This is a genomic window from Amycolatopsis sp. CFH S0740 (genome assembly GCF_004522315.1).
Lineage (GTDB): Bacteria > Actinomycetota > Actinomycetes > Mycobacteriales > Pseudonocardiaceae > Amycolatopsis > Amycolatopsis nivea.
Window position 1 is genome coordinate 52,405 of sequence record NZ_SDLS01000042.1, and the last position, 19,752, is coordinate 72,156.

Sequence of the window (19,752 nt, forward strand, 5' to 3'; positions counted from 1 at the left end):
GCCGACTGCCGCACCTAGGGGAACCAACGTGGAAAACTGTTTCGACGCAGTCGTCGTCGGGGCCGGGATCGCCGGTCTTTACGCGGTGCACAAACTCCGCGCGCGCGGCATGCGGGTGCGGGGCTTCGAGAGCGCGGCCGGGGTGGGCGGCACCTGGTACCACAACCGGTACCCCGGTGCGCGGTGCGACGTCGAAAGCATCGACTACTCCTACTCGTTCGACGAGGAACTGCAACAGGAATGGTCCTGGAGCGAACGGTTCGCGACCCAGGAAGAGATCCTGCGGTATCTCGACCACGTCGCGGACCGGCACGACCTGCGTCCCGCGTACGAGTTCTCCACCCGGGTGACGGCGGCGGAGTACGACGAACGGTCCGGGCGGTGGACGGTCAGCACCGACACCGCCCGGACCGTCAGCGCGCGGTTTCTCGTGCTGGCCACCGGTGTCCTGTCCGCGACGAACCTGCCGGAGATTCCCGGACGGGACAGTTTCGCGGGCGAGCTGTACCACACCGGCGCCTGGCCGCAGCGCGCCGTGGACTTCGCGGGCAAGCGGGTCGGCGTGATCGGGACCGGGTCGTCCGGGATCCAGGCGATTCCGGTCGTCGCCGAAACCGCCGCGCGGGTCACGGTTTTCCAGCGCAGCCCCAACTATTCGATTCCCGCGCGGAACCACCCGCTCACCCCGGAGTACGTCGCGGAAATCAAAGCCGGCTATCCCGAACGGCGGCGGCTGTCGCGGATCAGCGGCGGCGGCACGCCGAACAGCCCGCACCCGCGCGGCGCGCTCGAGGTCGATGCCGCCGAACGGACCCGGATCTACGACCAGTGGTGGGAACGCGGGGGATACTTGTTCGCCAAGGCTTTTCCCGACCAGACCACGAATCTCGCCGCCAACGACACCGCCCGCGAGTACGTCGAGGCGAAGATCCGCGAACTCGTGCACGATCCGGAGATCGCCGAGCAGCTCATCCCGGACGACCATCCGATCGGCACGAAACGCATCGTCACCGACAGCGGCTATTTCGAGGCGTACAACCGGGACAACGTCAAACTGGTCAACCTCCGGCGTACGCCGATCAGCGAGATCACGCCGGACGGAGTACGCACGTCGGACGCTCTCCACGAACTCGACCTGCTGATCTTCGCCACCGGCTTCGACGCCATGACGGGTTCGCTGTCCCGGATCGACATCCGCGGCCGGAACGGGCGCACGCTCCGCGACGCGTGGTCGGCGGGCCCGCGCACCTATCTCGGGCTGACGGTCGCCGGATTCCCCAACATGTTCGTCGTTTCCGGGCCCGGCAGCCCGAGCGTCCTGGCGAACATGGTGCTGACCGCGGAACAGCACGTGGACTGGATCGCGTCCTGTGTGGACTATCTCGACGAAAACCAGGTGTCGACCATCGAGGCGACCGAGGAGGCTGTCGCGCACTGGGTGGCCGAGTGCAACGCCAACGCGGCGGCGACGTTGTTCCCGACCGCCAACTCCTGGTACCTCGGCGCGAACATCCCCGGCAAGCCCCGGGTGTTCATGCCCTACATCGGCGGGCTCGGCAAATACCGCGCGATCTGCGACGACGTCGCGGCTGCCGGGTATCGCGGGTTCGTGCTGGACGATCCCGCGGGCGCCGAGGTGAAGGCGATGCTGGCCGGACTGGCCGATTTCCCGGACGTGACCCAGCACGAGCCCGCCGAACTGCGGGCGATCATCCGGTCCCGCCGGGCGCCGCTGACGCACCAGCCCGCGATGCGGATCGCGGAGGACCGCGTAATCGAAGGCCCCGGCGGAGACCTGCCGCTGCGGATCTACGCGCCAGAGCACGATGGGCCGCTTCCGGTGGTTGTCTTCGCGCACGGCGGCGGATTCGTGTTCTGCGACCTCGACAGCCACGACGAGTTCTGCCGCTCGATGGCCGCCGCGGTGGGTGCGGTCGTGATCGCGGTCGACTACCGGCTGGCCCCGGAACATCCCGGGCCCGCGGCGATGGAGGACATGTACGCGGCCGTGGTCTGGGCTGCTCAACACGCCGCTGAGTACGGGGGAGACCCGGCCCGGATCGGCGTGGCCGGCGACAGCGCCGGGGGCAACCTGGCCGCCACGGTGTGCCTCGCCGCCCGCGATCGCGGCGGCCCGCACATCGCCGGGCAAGTCTTGCTGTACCCGGTGATCGACGACGATTTCGCCACCGAGTCCTATCGGCGGTACGGCGAGGGCTACTACAACACCGAGCGCGCCATGCGGTGGTACTGGGCGCAATACGCGCCGGACGGAACCGACAGCCCCTACCTCGTGCCCACGCGGGCGGAGTCGCTGGCAGACCTTCCGCCCGCCGTGGTCGCGACCGCCGAACTGGACCCGCTCTGCACCTCCGGCGACGACTACGCGCAGCGCCTGCGGGAGGCCGGGACAGCGGTCACCGCGCACCGGTTCGAGGGGCTGTTCCACGGTTTCCTGACGATCCCGGCGCTGTCCCTGACCGAACCCGCGCGCGAGAAGCTCTGGCAGATGATGCGGGACCTCCTGGCCTAGGAAGGACTGATCCATGACGACCGACCGACTGCGTCCCGTCCCGGCCGCCGCGATCGCCGAATGGCACGAGACCGCGGACGTGGTGATCGCCGGGTACGGCATCGCCGGGGTGTCCGCGGCGATCGAGGCGGCGAGGTCCGGCGCGCAGGTGCTGATCCTGGAACGCACGAGCGGCTGGGGCGGCGCGGCGGCGCTGGCCGGCGGGTTCGTGTACCTCGGCGGCGGCACGCCGCTCCAGCGCGCCCTCGGTTTCGAGGACAGCGCGGAGAACATGGAGAAGTTCCTGCTCGCGGCCGTCGGCCCGGGCGCGGACGAAGCCAAGATCGCCGACTACTGCCGCGGCAGCCTGGAGCACTACGACTGGCTCGTCGGCAACGGCGTGCCCTTCCGCGAGGCGCTCTGGGACGAGCCCGGCTGGGAACCGCCGCACGACGAAGGCCTGGCGTACTCCGGCGGCGAGAACGCGGCCCCGTTCAACGCCGTCGCCAGACCTGCGCCGCGCGGGCACGTGCCGCGGATGAGCAACAAGCGCACGGGCGAGCAAGGCGGCGGATACATGCTGATGAAGCCGCTCGCGGAGACCGCGGAAGCGCTCGGCGTGCGCGTTTCCTACGACGTCCGCCTGAGCAGTCTCATTGTGGACGGAGACCGAGTCGTCGGAGTGCTCGCGCGGCGCTACGGACGCGAGATCGCCGTGCGGGCCGACCTTGGTGTCGTCCTGGCTACCGGCGGATTCGCCTACTCAGAGCAGATGGTCGCCGATCACGCGCCGCGGTTGATCGGCCGCCCGGGCGCCGCGATCGAGGAACACGACGGCGTCGGCATCCTGGCGGCCACCGCGTTCGGTGCGGCGACCGCGCACATGGACGCCACGGAGGTCGCGTTCTTCGGCGACCCGCAGATGATGGCGCGCGGCATCCTCGTCAACGGCCAGGGCCAGCGTTACGTCACCGAGGACACGTACCCGGGCCGGATCGGCCAGGCGACGCTGTTCCACCAGGACAACCAGGCGTACCTGGTGATCGACGAGCAAGCGCACGAGGAAGCGCTCGCGACCGCGACCGCGACCCCGAACTTCCGCGTGCCGCCGACCTGGGCCGCGGAGACCGTCGCCGAACTCGAGGCCGACATGGGCCTTCCAGAACGGGCGCTGCAAACCACGGTCGAGCTCTACAACACCTATGCGGCGCAAGGCCGGGACCCGCTGTTCGGCAAGAAACCGGAATGGCTGCGCCCGCTCACCGGCGCGGTCGCCGCCTTCGACCTGCGAGGCGCCACGGCTGGCTTCCCGCTGGGCGGACTGCGGACCGACCTGGACTCGCGGGTGCTGCACGTGTCAGGGGCGCCGATCCCGGGGTTGTTCGCGGCGGGCCGCTGCACGGCGGGGATCTGCACCGGCGGTTACGTCAGCGGCGCTTCGCTGGGCGACGGCAGTTTCTACGGACGCCGGGCCGGGCGCGCGGCGGCGAAGGGGGAAGTGCAGTGACCGAACCGTCCGACCCCGCCCTGATGCGCACCGTGCTGGGACATTTCGCGACCGGCGTCGTGGCGATCACCGGCATGGACGAGGAAACCGGCTCGCCGGTCGGGCTGGCGGCGAACTCGTTCACGTCGGTGTCGCTGGATCCGCCGCTGGTCGCCTTCTGCGTGGCCGCGACCAGCACTTCGTGGCCGCGGGTGCGCTCGGCGGGATGTTACGCGATCAGCATCCTGTCCGAGTCGCAGGAAGCGGTGTGCCGTCAGCTGGCGGCCCGGGGCGTCGACAAGTTCGCGGGGATCGACTGGACGCCGTCGCCTTCGGGCGCGCCCGTGGTGGCCGGTTCGCTGGCGTGGATCGAGGCGGAACTCGATGCCCAGCACGTGGCAGGCGATCACGCGATCGTCGTTTCGCGGGTGCGGCATCTGTACTCGTCGGACCTGGAGCCGCTGGTCTTTTTCCGGGGCCGCTACGGGCGGATCAGCGCGGGCGTCCGCTGATCGGGAAGGGCGATCGAGCGGCCCCGGTTCCGCTGGCAAGGTCGGGCCATGACCCCCGAACTGCTTGAACTCCCCACCGAGCACGGTGTGCTGCGCTACCGGGAAAGCGGCGACGGCCCGCCTTTGGTGCTGCTGCACGGTTCCGGGCCCGGCGTGACCGGCTGGCGCAACTTCGGCGCCAACCTGCCGACCTTCGCCCAGCACTATCGCACGATCGTCCTGGAGTTCCCGGGTTTCGGGGTCAGCGACGATTTCGGTGCTGTACACCCGATGCAGTCCGCCAGGACAGCCGTGCGCGCGCTGCTCGACGGTCTGTCCCTGGATCGCGTGCGCATGGTCGGCAACTCGATGGGCGGGTTCGTCGCGACGGATTTCTCCCTCGCGGCCCCCGAACGCGTCGAGCGGCTGGTCACGATCGGCGGCATCGGAACCCCGATTTTCAGTGCCCAGCCCGGGGAAGGGATCGTCCGGCTCAGCGAGTTCGTCGAAAACCCGACCCGTGCCGCGCTCGTCGCCTGGCTGCGTTCGATGGTCTACGACCAGGCGATGGTCACCGAGGAACTGATCGAGGAACGCTGGAGCCAGGCAACGGATCCCGCCACGCTGGAGAACTCGCGCCGGATGTACGGCGCGGCGGCACTGGCCGCGATGGCGGCCGCCGCACGCAGCGCGGAAACCCCGGCCTGGGCCCAGCTTCGCCGCCTCGACGTCCCGACCCTGGTCACCTGGGGGCGCGACGACCGCGTCAGCCCGGTCGACATGGCGTTGCTCCCGATGCGCGCCCTGCCGCAGGGCGAGGTGCACATCTTCCCGAACTGCGGGCACTGGGTGATGATCGAGCAGAAAGCCGCCTGGGAAGCCACTGTCCTGGCTTTCCTCGGCCGCTGATGTTCCGCTGACTGGACTCGGCCGGGGGACCGGCGCACCCGGCGAAATACGGTGACCCGGCCTCCTGCCGAGAACGAAGTGGAGTTCGAAGGACATGAAGAAGAAAATGCCCGCGCTCGTGCCTGCCGAGGACACGACCGTCGATCTCCTCGTCGTCGGCTCGGGAACCGGGATGGCCGCCGCGCTCGCGGCCCACGAACGCGGACTGTCCACTTTGGTCGTCGAGAAGACCGGCTATGTCGGCGGATCGACCGCGCGTTCCGGCGGGGCGTTCTGGATCCCCGGGAACGCCGCGTTGCCGGACCGCTCGGTCGCCGACGCGGGCACCTACCTGAACGCCGTGGTCGGCGACTCGGCCCCGGCCGAACGCGGCCGCGCCTACCTCGAACACGGCGCCGCCGCCGTCGACATGCTGCGCCGCACCACTCCCATGCGGTTCTTCTGGGCCAAGGGCTATTCCGACTACCACCCCGAGGAACCGGGCGGCCGTGCGGAAGGCCGGACGTGCGAATGCCGTCCGTTCAACGCCTCCGTCCTCGGCGACGAGCGGCCCCGGCTGCGTCCCGGCGTGATGGAAGCGCCGGTCCCGATGCCGGTCACCGGCGCGGACTACAAGTGGATGAACCTGGTGGCGCGCAAGCCGCTCAAGGCGTTGCCGCGGATCTTCGCCCGGGCCGCGCTGGGCATCGGCGGCATGCTGATCGGCCGCGACTACCTGGCGGGCGGGCAAGCGCTTGCGGCCGGGATGTTCGCGGGCGTGCTGCGCGCGGGCATTCCCGTGTGGACAGAGACCGCCCTCGTCCGCCTGCTGCGCGACGGCGACCGGGTCACCGGAGCCGTTCTGCGGCAAGGGGATCGCGAAGTCACCGTGCAGGCCCGGCGCGGCGTCGTCCTGGCCGCGGGCGGCTTCGACCACGACGTCGAGGCACGGCACAAGTTCCAGTCGCCGCGGCTCGGCGAGTACAGCCTGGGTGCGGAAGGCAACACCGGCGACGGCATCCTCGCCGGCCAGGAACTCGGCGCGGGCACCGCTTTGCTGGACCAGGCCTGGTGGTTCCCCGCCTTCGCCCCGGTGCCGGGCGGCGCCCCGGCGGTCATGCTCGCCGAACGTTCGCTGCCAGGTTCGTTCATCGTCGACCAGACCGGGAAACGGTTCATCAACGAGGCGACCGACTACATGTCGTTCGGGCAGGAAATCCTGGCGCGCGACCGGGCCGGGACGCCGGTCGAGGAGATGTGGCTGGTTTTCGACCAGCGCTACCGCGACAGCTACATCCTCGCCGGCCGCTGCTTCCCGCGGCAGCCGCTCCCGGAATCGTGGTACCGGGCAGGAATCGCCCACAAGTCGGACGACCTCGGCGCACTCGCCCGGGCGATCGGCGTCCCGGCGGATTCCTTCCAGGACACCTTCCAGCAGTTCAACGCTCTCGCCGCCACCGGACGCGACACCGCCTTCGGCCGCGGCGACAGCGCGTACGACCGTTACTACGGCGACCCCACGATCGCCCCCAACCCGAACCTGGCCCCGCTGCACCGCGCGCCGTACTACGCGGTGAAGGTGGTCCTGAGCGACCTCGGCACGTGCGGGGGATTGGTCGCCGACGAACACGCCCGAGTCCTGCGCGAGGACGGCACCGTGGTGGAAGGCCTGTACGCGATCGGAAACACGGCGGCGAACGCCTTCGGCGCGTCGTACCCGGGCGCGGGCGCGACGATCGGACAGGGCGTGGTGTACGGGTACATCGCGGCGCTCCACGCGGCGGGCGCGTCTTCGTAGCCCGCCCGCTGCACGACCGAGTCGTACATGAGGGGAACCCTCAGGGAATCAGATTCCCTGAGGGTTCCCCTCATGTACGTTCACCGGCGTCACGCGGCGTGTTTGGTCCACAAAGGACTATTTGGCGAGCCGGGTCAATCCGCTCAACGCCAGGCGCAACCCGCGCGCTTCCCACCGTTCGATGTCCGCGAAGTCATCGGACCCGCCGTTCTGCACCCACCGGATCAGCGCGTGCCGCATGGTCTGGATCACCAGCAGCGCCGGAAGCTCGCGCAGGAACGGGTCCTCGTCGAGCTCGTAATACCGCGCCAGAAACCGCGTCACCGCCTCGCTGAGCCCCTCGCACCACTCCACGAACCGGAGCCGGTACTGCGGCGTGTTGACGATGAGCGTCATGATCTGGTGGTCGTACTCCGGCACCTGACGCCGGTTCAGCTCCGTGGTGAGCGCGGCGGTCAGGACCTCGACCGGATCCGCGTCGTCCGGCGCGTCCTCGAGCCCCTGGAGGATGACGCGTTCGCTGCGGCGCAGCAGCGGCATCAGGACGTCCTCCTTGACCGGGAAGTGCCGGTGGAACGTCCGCGGGTTGATCCCGACGATCTCGCAGATCCGCTCGACAGTGACCGCCGTGTGGCCCTCGGCCACGAACAGGTCGCGTGCGGTGAGCGCGATGCTCATCCGCAGCTCCTCGGCCCGGCGCTCGGTGAGGGTCTGCCGTTTCGGCTCCGTCACCAGGACTCCCTCCCTGTCGCGTGCATGGACCGTAGCCGCCCGGACGCGCCTGGTGCTGCCCGCTGACCGCTCTGCGGAACAACGCGCCGTCCGGCCACGGGTGTCAGAATATGACACGTTCCGGCGCGAGCCGCGCCGATCCTGCTACGCTCGGGTGTGATGAACGACTACTCGTGCAGATCGGAGGTTCCGTTCGCCCCAGGTGAGTGCTGATGCACCCATTCCCCGCGAACGAGAATCCTCGTCTTCTTTCCTGGGCGCTCGTGCGACAGTTTGCCGTGCCGCTGTCGATGATCGAGTCAGCGACTGCCCGCCGGGCCGCGGGCGACTGGGCCGGAGCCTGCGCCGCCGCCCGCGTCGACGTGGATCTGAACCTGCGAACGGCAAGCCGGGTCCACGGCGCTGGGCTGGCCGCGCAGATCCGCGCCGATCTCCGGCAGCTGGCTCCTGACCTGCTCCGCTGGCATTTCCCGAGAATCGCCCCGGACGGCCTGCTGCGTCCAGGACTCACCGTGTCCCTGGCCCGCTACGGCGACGTCCAGCTCGTCGCGCGCACGCCGCCGGCGTGGGCGGCTGCCGGGCAGCGGATCAGCCTTGCGCTGTGGTCGCCTTCGCAGCGCGGTGCCGGTCTGCACCCGCATCCCCGGCCTGATCGGCGTTATCGCCTGGATCTGCACCGCCACCTGTGGGACGTGCGCCGCGCGGGCGAGTTGGGGGAGCGGTCGGGGCGTTGGCCACCGGACCGCGCCAGCCCGATCCTGCCCGGAACGGGCGAGTTTCGGGACCGGCCGGGGGATTGGCCGCCGGACCGGACCTGTTCGTTCCTGCCGGGAACGGGCGAGTTGCAGGACCGGTCGAGCCGCTGCCCGCCGGACCAAAGCAGCTCGTTCCCGCCGGGAACGGGCCACAGCTCGGGCGAGTTGCGCGAACTGTCGAGCCACCGGCCGCCGGACCGCCCCCGCCCGATCCCGCCCGAAATCGGCCACTGCGCCGTAGACCGGTGGCTGGCCGAGGCGGAGCTGCTGCTGCGCGCGGAGGGCAGCACGGGCGGCCTCGTCTCCGTCCGGCTCACCTCCCGGCACCGGCTGACCTTGAACCTGGGCGGGCGAAACCCCACCGGCAGGATCCCGGTCCTGCCGGACGCCGCGACCTGGGTCCTGCCCGACCTGGAACTGCTCCACGCCGGACTGCTCGAAGCCAGTCAGCTGCATCCGCTCGTCGCGGCGGCACTCCGGCCCGGTCCTCGGACCAGCACGGCACAAAACCCCGGCCACACAAGGAATTCCCGTCCCGTCGAGTGCCGCGGCGCCACCCATCGGATCGGCGTGGTGGACGGCGTGCTCGTCCCGCTGGACCACGACCCCGGCGAGATCCGCCGCGAGGAACTCCTGGGCGCGCTGGGCGGCCCCGAACTGCCGTGCCTGCGGGCAATCGACGAGGCGCACCGGTCGCCGGGAAACCTCGTGGACGTCCGCGCGCGGCTGGACCACGGCGACGCCGCCGGTGCTCTCGCCGTCGTCGAAAGTCTGCTCGGACCGGACGTGCTCCTGCGCAGCGGAGCCCTGCGCGAAGAACTCGAAACGGCTGTACGTGGCCAAGTTGTCCACGGCCTCTACCGGGCTGGACTCGCCGGTCGAGGACCCCTTCGGTCCGCTCCGGACACCACCCGGCGGGCGCGCCGCCGCCACTCGCTGAACCAACCCCAAAGGTGATCGAAACTGTCTGCTGCCATGGAAATTTCCGTTGAAACCCGATGCCCGCTGGACGTCGCCGCCGATCTGCTCGCCCTGCTGGACGACACGAAAACCGAACCGCGCCCCGACAGTCAGCTGGAAGCCTTGACCCTGGCCGTGTCCGCCGATCTGCCGGTGCTGCTGTGGGGCGAGCCCGGCATCGGCAAGACAGCCGCGCTGAACCACCTCGCCGAGGCCCTCGAACTCCCGCTGACGACGGTGATCGCCAGCGTGCACGAGCCGTCCGACTTCTCCGGCCTGCCGGTGGTCGGCGACGACCCCGCCGTGCAGGGCGTGCCGATGGCTCCGCCGGACTGGGCCGTGCGCCTGGTCCGGGCAGGCCGGGGATTGCTGTTCCTGGACGAGCTTTCCACCGCCCCGCCCGCCGTTCAGGCCGCGCTGCTGCGGGTCGTGCTGGAACGACGGGTCGGTGCCCTGCGGCTTCCGCCGGGCGTCCGGATCGTGGCCGCCGCGAACCCGCGTTCCTCCGCGGCCGACGGCTGGGAACTGAGCCCGCCGCTGGCCAACCGCTTCGTGCACCTGCAGTGGACCTACGACCACGACGTCGTGGTGCGCGGACTCGGCGGCACGTGGCCGAAGGCAACGCTGCCCCAGCTAGACCCAGTGCTGCTGCCGGACGCCGTGACGTTCGCCCGCCGCGCGGCCTGCGGACTGCTGACCGCCCGGCCCGGCCTCGTGCACCAACTGCCGAAGAGCGAAACCCGCCGCGGCGGTCCGTGGCCCTCGCCGCGCAGCTGGGAAATGACCCTGCGCCTGATCGCCTTCGCCACCGCTGCGGGCGCTTCCCGGGAAGTGCTGTCCATGCTGGTCAGGGGCACGGTCGGCGACGGACCGGGCCTGGAGCTGCTGGCCAGCCTCGACCGAATGGACTTGCCGGATCCGGAAGCCTTGCTCGCGAACCCGCACACAGCCGTCTTGCCCGAACGCGGCGACCTCCGCCAGACCGTGCTCGACGGTGTGGTGGAAGCCGTACGGAAACGACCGGATCAGTCCCGCTGGGACGCTGCGTGGGCACTGCTGGTGCTGGCACTGGAAACCGGTGCGCCGGACCTGGTGGTCGGGCCCGCGTCGACACTCGCCTCGCTGCGCCGCGAAGACTGGCAGGTCCCACCGGCGATCGAGCGGCTTTCCGGAGCGGTCGCCTTGTCCCGGCGCGCGGACCGCACGGGGGAGAAGTGATGGACGAGGAGAAGCTCTACGCCGCGCGGCTGTACGCCGTCCGGCAGCGACCGTATCTGGCGACTGCGCTGTTCGCCTTGCATGTGGTGGAGTCACGGAGAGCGCCGACGATGGCAGTCGACCGCCATTGGCGCTGCTACGTGTCGCCGGGGTTCGTGGACCGCATGCCGCTGGAGGAGCTGGCCGGGGTCTGGGTGCACGAGGTCTCCCACCTGCTGCGCGACCACCACGGCCGCAGCGACCGGTTCGCCGCGGAACACGAGCTCACCGGGCCGGGGGAGCGATTGCGGATGAACATCGCCGCCGACTGCGAAATCAACGACGACGTCTTCGGCGACGGCCTGGTCCGGCCGGAGGGCGCCGTCGACCCGCAGCTGCTCAGGCTGCGCGAGGGGGAGCTGATGGAGGAGTACCTGACGCAATTCCGCCTCGGCCCCTACACCGCGGGTTACGCCTGGCTCGACTGCGGCAGCGGCGCCGACGGTCTGGACCGGGAATGGGAGCTGGGCCCGGACGGCGCGAACGCACTCAGCGAGCATGAGCGAGACGCCGTCCGGTTCCGCGTCGCGCAAGGCATCAACGGCAACCCCGGCGCGGTCCCGGCGGGCTGGAAGCGCTGGGCCGAGGAAGCGTTCCACCCGCCGCAACCGTGGCGGAAACTGCTGGGCGCGGCACTCCGGTCCGCGATTTCCGGCGCGGGCGAGGACTACACCTACGGCCGTCCCGCGGCAGATCAGCCAGCCTGCCCGGCGTCGTCCTGCCGAGCCTGCGCCGCCGCCCGCCGCAGGTTTGCGTCATCGTCGACACTTCCGGCTCGGTGAGCGACGCCGAATTGGGCAGCGCAATCCTCGAAATCGCCGCAATCGTCCGCGCGGTCGGCGGTCGACGCGATCTGGTTTCGGTGCTGTCGTGCGACGCCGCCGCGTATGTCACGCAGTTGTGCCGAGACGAGGGAATCCCGTTGATGGGCGGCGGCGGGACGGATCTGTGCGCCGGCTTCGCTGAAGCGCTGAAGGGCAGCCCGCGCCCGGACGTGCTCGTGGGGTTGACCGACGGCCAAACCCCTTGGCCCGCCACGAAACCGCCGTGCCGGACGGTGGTGGGCCTGTTCCGCCGGGAACATCAGGTGAACGAAAACGACCCCGATTACCGGCCGGAGGCCCCGCCCGATTGGGCCCGGGTGGTCACGGTGGGATGAGCTACCTTCGGAGAATGTCTTTCACCGGCCTCGACGCCTGGCTAAGCGCCCGAGCCGCCGGTGGGCGGTGCCGAACCGGCTTGCCCTCCGGTTCGATACGGCGTCCATCACCAAGCTCTTCACCGCGGTGGCCGCCTTGCCGCTGGTGGACGAGGGACGGCTGGAGCTGGACACGCCGATCACCGAGATCGTCGACTTGACCCGGACGCGCGACCATTTGCCGAATTTCGCCGCCAAGCCACCGAATTTCCCGCCGGGGGAGGGGGCATGACCGCGTCGGATTTCTTCGACCGCCGGGAAGCGGTGGTGGACATTGCCGAGGGCTGGGATCCGGTCGTCGGTGCCGGGGGCGGGTCACCGGGTGGCGGCAGAACATCGTCAGCTACCCGCCGATCGGCGCGCGGTGCTGTCGAACGCGGAGTACGGCAGCCTTGCTGTGATCCGAGAAATCGACCGGCGGATCGAGGACGCCTGACTCCGCTGCGTACCGCCGGCCGGGTGAGGCAGGGTTGCGCAAAACGGGCGCCCCGAAGGTATGTTGGCGGCATCGCCGGTCTCGCCGCACCCGACCAGCCGAACGAGGGGGCGTTCCGACCGCAGGCCCGGCCCCGCGTGTTCCCGGTCCCCGCCCCGCTTTTCGCGAGGAGGGAACGAAAATCATGCACAGCAACGCCCCGCCGTTGAGCCTGACCGTCGTGTGCCCGGCCGGCCGCCCGGCGACGACGCTCGCCCGCACCGCGAAGTCGACTGTGGTCACCCTCGCCGGGGACCTCGACGCCGCCGACGTTCCCCGGCTCCGCCGGATCGTGTCCGGCGAACTCGGGCTGCGGCCGCCTGCCCTGCTCGTGGATCTGACCGAGGTGCCGTTCTGCTCGGCCCGGGTCCTGAAATCCCTCGCCGAACTGGCCGAGAACGCCCGCGGTTCCGGAGTGCGGTTCGCGGTGGTCGCGCAACAGCGGGCTGTGCTGCGCCCGCTGGCGTTGCTGGGTCTCAACCGCGTGCTGCCCGTCGTGCGCAGCCTCGACGACGCCGTTCTGAACGCGCGCACGCGCCGCAGAACCGCGCAGCCGGTCCCGGTGCCGCCCTGGCTCAAGCGGACGCGTCCTCTGTGGACTTACCCTCCGTGAGCCTGGCTCACCGAGGTGGCGGATTGCGCCACCTGGACCAGTGGTAGCGGGGCAACAGCGGGTATCCCCACCCCATGAACCGGATCGCCGCCAAGGTCGCCCGAGGCGAAAAGACCGACACCGCCCAGCTGCTCGGCCGGGCCGGAATGGTTTGTTACGCGCTCGTGCACCTCATCCTCGCCTACCTCGCCCTGCGGGTCGCCTCCGGCAGCGGCGGACAGCCCGACCAGAAGGGCGCGTTGCAAGAGGTCGGGTCGACGGCGTTCGGCCAGGTCCTGCTGTGGGTGCTCGCGGCCGGGCTCGTCGCGTTCGGGCTGTGGCAGTTCCTGATGGCCGCGACCGGATACACCTGGACCAGCGGCGGAAAACGGACGCGCAAACGGTTCGGCGCCGCCGCGCGAGGAATCGTCGTGCTCGCGATCGGCGCCACCGCCTTCCGCCTCGCCGCGGGCCAGGGCGGCGGTGGTTCGAGCGACCAGACCCAGCAGGAATTCACCGCGAAGCTGCTCCAGTTGCCCGGCGGTCCCGCACTCGTGGTGGCCGCCGCCGCGATCGTGCTCGGCGTCGCCGTCGCGGCCGGGATCAAGGGCGTGAAGCAGAGTTTTCTCGAGGATCTCGACCTAGCCGGGCTGCCCGGCAAGACCCGCCGCTGGGTCGGATGGCTGGGCAGCACCGGGTACCTGGCGAAGGCGGTCGTTTTCGCGGTGACCGCGTTCCTGCTGGGCTACGCCGGTTTCCGCTCCGACGCGAAACAGGCGGGCGGGTTGGATGCCAGCCTGAAAACCCTCGCCGCCCAGCCGTTCGGCGCGGTGCTGCTGACGGTGGTGGCGCTCGGTCTCGCGGCGTTCGGTGTTTATTGCTTGGCTGCGGCGTGGGCGCATCGGCGCTGAGGGGGTGCCTGCGAGCAGGTCCGTGCCGTCGCTCGCCGCGTTTATCGTCTGGTTCCGGCGTAGACCGGCCCGCGGTCAGGGAGTGCCCGCGAGCAAGTCCACGACATCCCCACCGCTCTGCGAACCGGTTCCGTTGCCGGTCCGCGCCGCAGCCTTCGGCGCACAGTTGCGCTGTGGGTTCCTGCGCGGATCTCGAATGAGGTCAGCTCGGCCAGAGCGGTGTTGCTGACGGGCCTGGCGGTCAGGGAGTGCCCGCGAGCAAGTCCACGACATCCTCGCCCCGCCCCCGCTCAGCGAACCGCCGCCGTTGCCGGTCCGCGCCGCAGCCCTCGGCACACAGCTGTGCCGTCGCCTCCTGCGCGAACTCCAGATCCCCGGCCGATTCCAGCGCGGACGACGTCACCTCGATCAAATCCGCGAGCACCGCCTTCGCCGGGGCCAAATCGCCACTCCGCGGGTGCGGGCAACAACCGCTGATGCCGTCCCGCGACGCGCGCCAGAGGTGGGCGCGCAGCACCTCGTTCGGCAGGTCCGGCGGGGGATCGTCGTCCGCCAGTGCGGTGGCGACCAGGCCTCGCGCGAGCACTCCCAGCAAGACCGCCTCCTCGGGCGTCGCGGCGACGTCGGCGATGCGGAACTCGATCGTCGGCTGCTTCTCCGAGAGCCGGGCGTCCCAGTAGACCATCCCGCGGTCGAGGATCGCGCCCGAGCGCAGCCACGCGTCGACGACGCTTTCGTACTCGTCGAGCGACGCGAACCGCGGGGGCGGGCCGGCCGAGGGCCAGCGGCTCCATTGCTGGTAGCGCCAGCTGCGGTAACCGGTGTCGTAGCCGTCGGCGATCGCGGAATTCGCCGTCACGGTCAGCAACGCCGGCAGCCACGGCCGGATCCGCCCGAGCACCTGGATGCCGGTCTCCTTGTCCGGGATCGCGACGTGCACGTGGCAGCCGCAGGTCAGCGACGTCCGCGCGGTCGCCCCGAAATGCTCGCCGATCCGCTCGTAGCGCGGACTCGGCGTGACGTCCGGCAACCCCTCCTCCGACACCGGCGGCGAGGCCGCGGGCAGCAACCGGCGGTTCTGCCGCCGGGCGGCCGCCGCCAGATCCTCGCGCAACTCGCGCAGCCGCTGCAGTGCCTCGCCACGGGTCCGGCAGACGTCGGTGGCGATCTCGGCCTGCGCCTGGGTCAGTTCGTGCTGCAGTTCGCCGTTGTCGCCGCCCGTTTCCGCGGCGCGGTCGACGACGTCGTCCGCCTGGGCCAGCCGGCCGTCGCGGTCGACGACGAAGAACTCCTCCTCGATGCCGAAGGTCAGCTCGTCGCCGGTCTGGTCGTTCACCGAGGTTCTCCTGGGGTCGGGGGCATCGGAGTACCCCGGCGGCCTCGCGCGCAAACGACGTTTTCCCGGCCCGGAAAAGGGTAATCAGCGGACCGAGAAACGGCGGGCGGGTGACCCTGCGCTGCCCGCGCCCGGACCGCACTGGGAGGACCCCGATGTCGACCGACGCGATCGTGCTGCTCAAGAACGACCACAAGACGGTGGAGAAGCTTTTCAAGGAGTTCGAGAAAGCGGGCGACAAGGCTTACCAGAAAAAGCGCCGCATCGTCGACTCGATCATCGAAGAGCTCACCATTCACGCCTACATCGAAGAAGAGATCTTCTACCCGGCGGCCAAGGAAGCCGTGCCGGAGACCAAGGACCACGTCCTGGAAAGCGTCGAAGAGCACCACGTCGTGGTGTGGATGCTGTCGGAGCTGCTCGACCTGGACCCGGAGGACGAAACCTTCGACGCGAAGGTGACCGTCCTGACCGAAAACGTCCGCCACCACGTCGAGGAAGAAGAAGACGAGTGGTTCCCGGAGGTCCGCTCGGCCATGGGCCGCAAGCAGTTGCAGGAATTGGGGCAGCGGATGATCGACGCGCGGCCGAACGCGCCGAAGAATCCGCTGAAACTGCAGAGCGCCAAAGCCTGAACTGGGCGCACGCGTGGGTCCACAAAGGACAAAGCTCAGGTGAGCTTGCCGTTAGCGACAAGCGAATCCTTCAACGCCCCCGTGGCCGTAGTGAGCGCCTTGGTCGCGGTCCCGACATCGATGCTGTCGTCCCACGTGCTCATCACCGCGACCGCGAACGTCCGCGACCCGGTCCGGACCAGACCGGTCGTGTTGAGCACCCGCCGCCCCTCCGACGTGCCCCAGCCCTGTTTGATCGCCCACGTCGCACCGGGGAAGGCACGCGGGATCCCGAAATGCTGGTCGAACCCGTCGGCGGCGGTGAGCGGAGCGCTTTCCAGCGCCTCGGTCAGAAAATCGCGTTCGTCGTCGGACCGTGCCGAGGTGATGTGCCGGTACACCGTGACGACGTCCTCCGGCGACATCTTCGTCGACCCCCACTGGCCGGGATCGTCGGGCGGCGAAGTGTGCGTGAGCCCCAGTTTCCCGGCCTGCCGCCGGACGAGCGCCGGTCCGCCGAGTTGCTGCCAGAACCGGCTGGCGACGCGGTCGTCGCTGGCCGCGAGCATGGCGTGGACGGCGTCGGCCTCGCTGTCTTCGGGGACTCCGGACCGGTCGAGGAGATCAAGCGCGATGAGCAGTTTCACCACCGACGCCGTCGGCTGCGGCTGATCGGCCTTCCAGCCGACCTCCACCGCGCACGCGTCGAGGTCGACGACCTCCATCTCGAGCCGGGGGTCGTTCCCGTTGCTCAGCAACGCTTTCCGGGCGTCCGCGACGGCTCCGGAGCGCTTGTCTGATGTCGAAGCCGGGGCCGTTCTGCACGCGGCTTGCCAGTCGGTGCCGCCGGAGTTGGCGGCCAGGCAGATCGCGGCGACCAGACCTCCCGCGACGGCAAGCGCGGCGAGCCCCACGAGCATCTTCATCGATGCGCACTCCTTCGGCAACGGTCCGCTTCTGCGGGAAGCGGGAGCGCTCCGAAGGTAGGGAGACCAGGGGACGGACAGGATCGTCCGAAAAGTCCGTCCATTCAGGCCAGTCGGCGGGCAACCCCGTCCGGGCATCGGCCATCTGGCCGACCCGCGCCGCGCTGACCTGCGACGACTAGACCGTCGACAGGGGTGCGGCGACGGCGGTCGAGGGTGCGCGCAAAGCGACGGCGGCGAAAGCCGGAGGACGTTCAGGCGCCTGCGCCTGCCCGATCATCCCTCTTCGCCGTCGTCGGTCCCGGGGTTTCGCTCAATCGGTTTCCGGCTGCTGCCACGCCCTTCCGGCCCGCTGGGCGGCCAGCTGGATCTCGTCGCCGACCTCCTGCCAGTTCTGGTCCGTCGGGTCGTGGTCGCCGATCCACGTGCGCCGCGGCGTCGCGAGCGAGCCGCCTGCCTGCTGCGGTTGTTCTGTCATCTGAGTCATGATTCCTCCGTCTCCGGGTGAAGACCAGCGGGGATTACCCCTTCCGGGGCCCCTGAAACGGGTCGTTGTTTGAGATCGGCCCGGCTGGGTAAGCGGGGCGGGTGGCCGATCATTCCCGCGCACCAGTGCTCGAGGCGATCCGGCGGTTCCGCGCGTCCGGGCACGTGTCCTTCCTGCCGCCCGGGCACAAACAGAGCCGCGGCGCCGACCCCCGGCTGACGGAGATCGTCGGCCGCGACGTGTTCGCCTCGGACATCATCCTGATGAACGGGCTCGACGACCGGGCGCTCACCCGCGGCGTCCTGAACGAGGCCGAAGACCTCATGGCGGACGCGGTGCACGCGGACCGCGCGTTCTTCTCGACCTGCGGCAGTTCGCTGTCGGTCAAATCGGCGATGCTGTCGGTCGCGGGTCCGGGCGAAGAACTGCTGATCTCCCGGAACGTGCACAAATCCGTGGTCGCCGGGCTCATCCTGAGCGGCGTCCGGCCGGTGTGGGTGTCCCCGCGCTGGGACCGGACCCTGCACTTCGCCCACCCGCCCGGTCCGGAAGAAACCGAGGCGGCCTTCGCGGAACACCCGGCAGCGAAGGGAATGCTGCTGATCACGCCGACCGATTACGGGTCCTGCGCGGACATCCGCGGCGTCGCGCGGATCTGCCACGAACGCGGGGTGCCGTTGATCGTCGACGAAGCCTGGGGCGCGCACTTCCCGTTCCACCCGGACCTGCCGGCGTGGGCGATGGACGCGGGCGCCGACCTGTGCGTGACGAGCGTGCACAAGATGGGCGCGGGCCTGGAACAGGGCTCGGTCTACCACCTGCGCGGAGACCTGGTCGACGCCGACGTGCTCGCCATGCGCGCCGACCTGCTCGACACGACCAGCCCGTCGTCGCTCGTCTACGCCGGACTCGACGGCTGGCGCAGGCAGATGGTCGAACACGGAAAGGGCCTGCTCGACACCGTGTTGGAGCTGGCCGCGGACACCCGGAAGCGGCTGGCCGGAATCGCCGGGATCACCGTGCTGGGCGACGCCGAACTCCTCGGCCCCGGCCGGGCGGACGACCGGGACCCGCTGAAAATGCTGATCGACGTGTCCGGCCTCGGCTGCTCCGGCTACGACGCGAACCACTGGCTGCGCGAACACCAGCGGGTCGACGTCGGCCTTTCCGACCATCGCCGGATCGCCGCCCAGCTGACCGTCGGCGACGACGAGGAGACTGCCGCCCGGCTGGTCGAGGCGCTGCAAGCGTTGTCCGATCACGCCGATGAGCTGCCCCGCGCGAAAACGGTGGACCTGCCCGCACCCGAGGACCTGGAACCGGACCAGGCCATGCTGCCGCGCGACGCCTTCTTCGGCCCGGCCGAACAGATCCCGGTCGAGAAGGCCGCCGGACGGATCGTCGCCGAAACGATGAGCCCGTACCCGCCTGGCGTGCCTGCCGTGTTGCCTGGCGAGGTGCTGACCCGGCCGATGCTCGACTACCTGCGAAGCGGGGTGGCCGCGGGCATGTTCCTGCCCGATCCGGTGGATCCATTGCTGCGGGGCGTGCGGGTTGTCGCCTGCTGAGGTTGCCTCCGCTGGACGGATTGTCGCCGAAAGAATGAGCCCGTATCCGCCCGGCGTCCCGGCCGTGCTGCCCGGCGAGGTGCTGACCCGGCCGATGCTCGACTATCTGCGGAGCGGGGTGGCCGCGGGCATGTTCCTGCCCGATCCGGTGGATCCGTTGCTGCGGGGCGTGCGGGTCGTCGCCCGCTGAGGTTGCCTCCGCCGGACGCGGGTAATCCCGGGCCCATGACGGAATGGGACAACCGGCTGCCCGTCGTGCGGGACCTCGACGAACTGGTCTCGGCGTTCCGCCGGGCCGGCGAGGACGACCTGTACGTCCGGTGGTCGCGCGGACCGGACGCGGACCTGCGCTCCGGCGAGGAAAGCCGCGACGGGCTCACCGGGATGCTGCTGCCGGGACTGTCGGCGAACTCGCTGGCCCGGCAGCCGTGGTGGCGCGGCCGCTCGCTCCGGCTGTGGCTGGCCCGGCGCCTGCACGACTACCAGCACCTGCGCGAACGCGGCGGCCCCGGCGTGCGTCCGTGGCTGTTGCGGGGCAGGGAGATCGCGCGGGGCCCGGACAACGAGCCGCTGGTCGTGGACGCGGAGCCGCTGGCCTGGATCGAGGACGCCGTCATGCACGAAGCGCTGCGGCTGGTCGATCAGGAAGCCCCCGCGGACTGGGGCTCCATGGACCGGCAATCGTGACCTGCCACTACGCGGCGGACTGGACGTGAGGGGAACCCTGCGGGAATGAACTGCTCCCCGGAAGTTGGACTGGGAATCT

At 70.3% G+C, this 19,752-nt stretch carries 20 protein-coding genes; 16 read left to right on the plus strand and 4 right to left on the minus strand.

Annotated features, from left to right (window positions below; genetic code table 11):
* The first annotated feature begins 28 nt into the window (after positions 1 to 28).
* The 5 genes from EIZ45_RS47765 (at position 29) to EIZ45_RS41835 (ending at position 7,175) form a co-directional block, all read left to right on the plus strand.
* On the plus strand, positions 29 to 2,533 hold the full coding sequence (locus tag EIZ45_RS47765) for an alpha/beta hydrolase fold domain-containing protein (RefSeq protein WP_134669203.1): 2,505 nt from the start codon (positions 29 to 31) through the stop codon (positions 2,531 to 2,533).
* 13 nt (positions 2,534 to 2,546) lie between these two features.
* Positions 2,547 to 4,019, plus strand: coding sequence for an FAD-dependent oxidoreductase (locus EIZ45_RS41820; RefSeq protein WP_134669201.1), 1,473 nt, complete (start codon positions 2,547 to 2,549; stop codon positions 4,017 to 4,019).
* Positions 4,016 to 4,510 (plus strand): flavin reductase family protein, encoded by a 495-nt coding sequence (locus tag EIZ45_RS41825; RefSeq protein WP_205670282.1) that lies wholly within the window; start codon positions 4,016 to 4,018, stop codon positions 4,508 to 4,510. Before EIZ45_RS41820 ends, EIZ45_RS41825 begins: the two co-directional genes overlap by 4 nt.
* 48 nt (positions 4,511 to 4,558) lie before the next feature.
* Complete coding sequence (locus EIZ45_RS41830; protein ID WP_134669199.1) at positions 4,559 to 5,398, plus strand: alpha/beta fold hydrolase; 840 nt, start codon at positions 4,559 to 4,561, stop codon at positions 5,396 to 5,398.
* A gap of 94 nt (positions 5,399 to 5,492) precedes the next feature.
* Positions 5,493 to 7,175 carry a 3-ketosteroid-delta-1-dehydrogenase gene (locus tag EIZ45_RS41835; protein WP_134669197.1) on the plus strand — a complete coding sequence of 561 codons (1,683 nt, stop codon included), beginning with the start codon at positions 5,493 to 5,495 and terminating at the stop codon, positions 7,173 to 7,175.
* Positions 7,176 to 7,292: 117 nt separating this feature from the next.
* On the opposite strand, the gene EIZ45_RS41840 is transcribed toward EIZ45_RS41835, so the two are convergent.
* On the minus strand, positions 7,293 to 7,907 hold the full coding sequence (locus tag EIZ45_RS41840; protein WP_043839911.1) for a TetR/AcrR family transcriptional regulator: 615 nt from the start codon (positions 7,905 to 7,907) through the stop codon (positions 7,293 to 7,295).
* Between the two features lie 263 nt (positions 7,908 to 8,170).
* On the opposite strand from EIZ45_RS41840, the gene EIZ45_RS47190 reads away from it, so the two are divergent.
* The 7 genes from EIZ45_RS47190 to EIZ45_RS41870 all read left to right on the plus strand — a co-directional run bounded on the left by EIZ45_RS47190 (position 8,171) and on the right by EIZ45_RS41870 (position 14,055).
* Positions 8,171 to 9,619 carry a hypothetical protein gene (locus EIZ45_RS47190; protein WP_235147163.1) on the plus strand — a complete coding sequence of 483 codons (1,449 nt, stop codon included), beginning with the start codon at positions 8,171 to 8,173 and terminating at the stop codon, positions 9,617 to 9,619.
* A gap of 18 nt (positions 9,620 to 9,637) precedes the next feature.
* Positions 9,638 to 10,840, plus strand: coding sequence for a MoxR family ATPase (locus EIZ45_RS41850; RefSeq protein ID WP_134669195.1), 1,203 nt, complete (start codon positions 9,638 to 9,640; stop codon positions 10,838 to 10,840).
* Positions 10,840 to 11,661 (plus strand): hypothetical protein, encoded by an 822-nt coding sequence (locus EIZ45_RS41855; RefSeq protein ID WP_240690921.1) that lies wholly within the window; start codon positions 10,840 to 10,842, stop codon positions 11,659 to 11,661. The genes EIZ45_RS41850 and EIZ45_RS41855 overlap by 1 nt, the downstream gene beginning before the upstream one ends.
* A complete protein-coding gene (locus tag EIZ45_RS47195; protein ID WP_240690920.1) occupies positions 11,658 to 12,038 on the plus strand; it encodes a VWA-like domain-containing protein in 381 nt (126 codons plus the stop codon). The genes EIZ45_RS41855 and EIZ45_RS47195 overlap by 4 nt, the downstream gene beginning before the upstream one ends.
* Before the next feature lie 67 nt (positions 12,039 to 12,105).
* Positions 12,106 to 12,309 (plus strand): serine hydrolase, encoded by a 204-nt coding sequence (locus tag EIZ45_RS47200; protein ID WP_043839917.1) that lies wholly within the window; start codon positions 12,106 to 12,108, stop codon positions 12,307 to 12,309.
* Between the two features lie 388 nt (positions 12,310 to 12,697).
* On the plus strand, positions 12,698 to 13,165 hold the full coding sequence (locus EIZ45_RS41865; protein WP_051173266.1) for an STAS domain-containing protein: 468 nt from the start codon (positions 12,698 to 12,700) through the stop codon (positions 13,163 to 13,165).
* A 74-nt stretch (positions 13,166 to 13,239) separates the two neighbouring features.
* Positions 13,240 to 14,055, plus strand: coding sequence for a DUF1206 domain-containing protein (locus EIZ45_RS41870; RefSeq protein WP_043839919.1), 816 nt, complete (start codon positions 13,240 to 13,242; stop codon positions 14,053 to 14,055).
* A gap of 241 nt (positions 14,056 to 14,296) precedes the next feature.
* On the opposite strand, the gene EIZ45_RS41875 is transcribed toward EIZ45_RS41870, so the two are convergent.
* Entirely contained in the window at positions 14,297 to 15,391 is a 1,095-nt protein-coding gene (locus EIZ45_RS41875) for a glutamate--cysteine ligase (protein ID WP_134669192.1), read from the minus strand.
* A gap of 155 nt (positions 15,392 to 15,546) precedes the next feature.
* Between EIZ45_RS41875 and EIZ45_RS41880 the strand changes: the two genes are divergently transcribed.
* The gene (locus EIZ45_RS41880; protein WP_134669190.1) at positions 15,547 to 16,026 is read left to right on the plus strand and encodes a hemerythrin domain-containing protein; all 480 of its coding nucleotides are present in this window, start codon (positions 15,547 to 15,549) and stop codon (positions 16,024 to 16,026) included.
* A gap of 35 nt (positions 16,027 to 16,061) precedes the next feature.
* Here the strand turns inward: EIZ45_RS41880 and EIZ45_RS41885 are convergent, their stop codons facing one another.
* Positions 16,062 to 16,931, minus strand: coding sequence for a serine hydrolase (locus EIZ45_RS41885; RefSeq protein WP_134669188.1), 870 nt, complete (start codon positions 16,929 to 16,931; stop codon positions 16,062 to 16,064).
* Between the two features lie 313 nt (positions 16,932 to 17,244).
* Positions 17,245 to 17,418, minus strand: coding sequence for a hypothetical protein (locus EIZ45_RS46335; protein WP_158691544.1), 174 nt, complete (start codon positions 17,416 to 17,418; stop codon positions 17,245 to 17,247).
* Between the two features lie 101 nt (positions 17,419 to 17,519).
* Here EIZ45_RS46335 and EIZ45_RS41890 point away from each other — a divergent pair, with 101 nt between their 5' ends.
* Genes EIZ45_RS41890 through EIZ45_RS41900 form a run of 3 tightly spaced genes read left to right on the plus strand, consistent with a single transcriptional unit; the run spans position 17,520 to position 19,673 of the window.
* A complete protein-coding gene (locus EIZ45_RS41890) occupies positions 17,520 to 18,986 on the plus strand; it encodes an aminotransferase class I/II-fold pyridoxal phosphate-dependent enzyme (protein WP_134669186.1) in 1,467 nt (488 codons plus the stop codon).
* A complete protein-coding gene (locus tag EIZ45_RS41895; protein ID WP_370318242.1) occupies positions 18,973 to 19,176 on the plus strand; it encodes a hypothetical protein in 204 nt (67 codons plus the stop codon). Before EIZ45_RS41890 ends, EIZ45_RS41895 begins: the two co-directional genes overlap by 14 nt.
* A 35-nt stretch (positions 19,177 to 19,211) precedes the next feature.
* Positions 19,212 to 19,673 carry a DUF6098 family protein gene (locus EIZ45_RS41900; RefSeq protein WP_134669184.1) on the plus strand — a complete coding sequence of 154 codons (462 nt, stop codon included), beginning with the start codon at positions 19,212 to 19,214 and terminating at the stop codon, positions 19,671 to 19,673.
* Positions 19,674 to 19,752 lie beyond the last annotated feature (79 nt).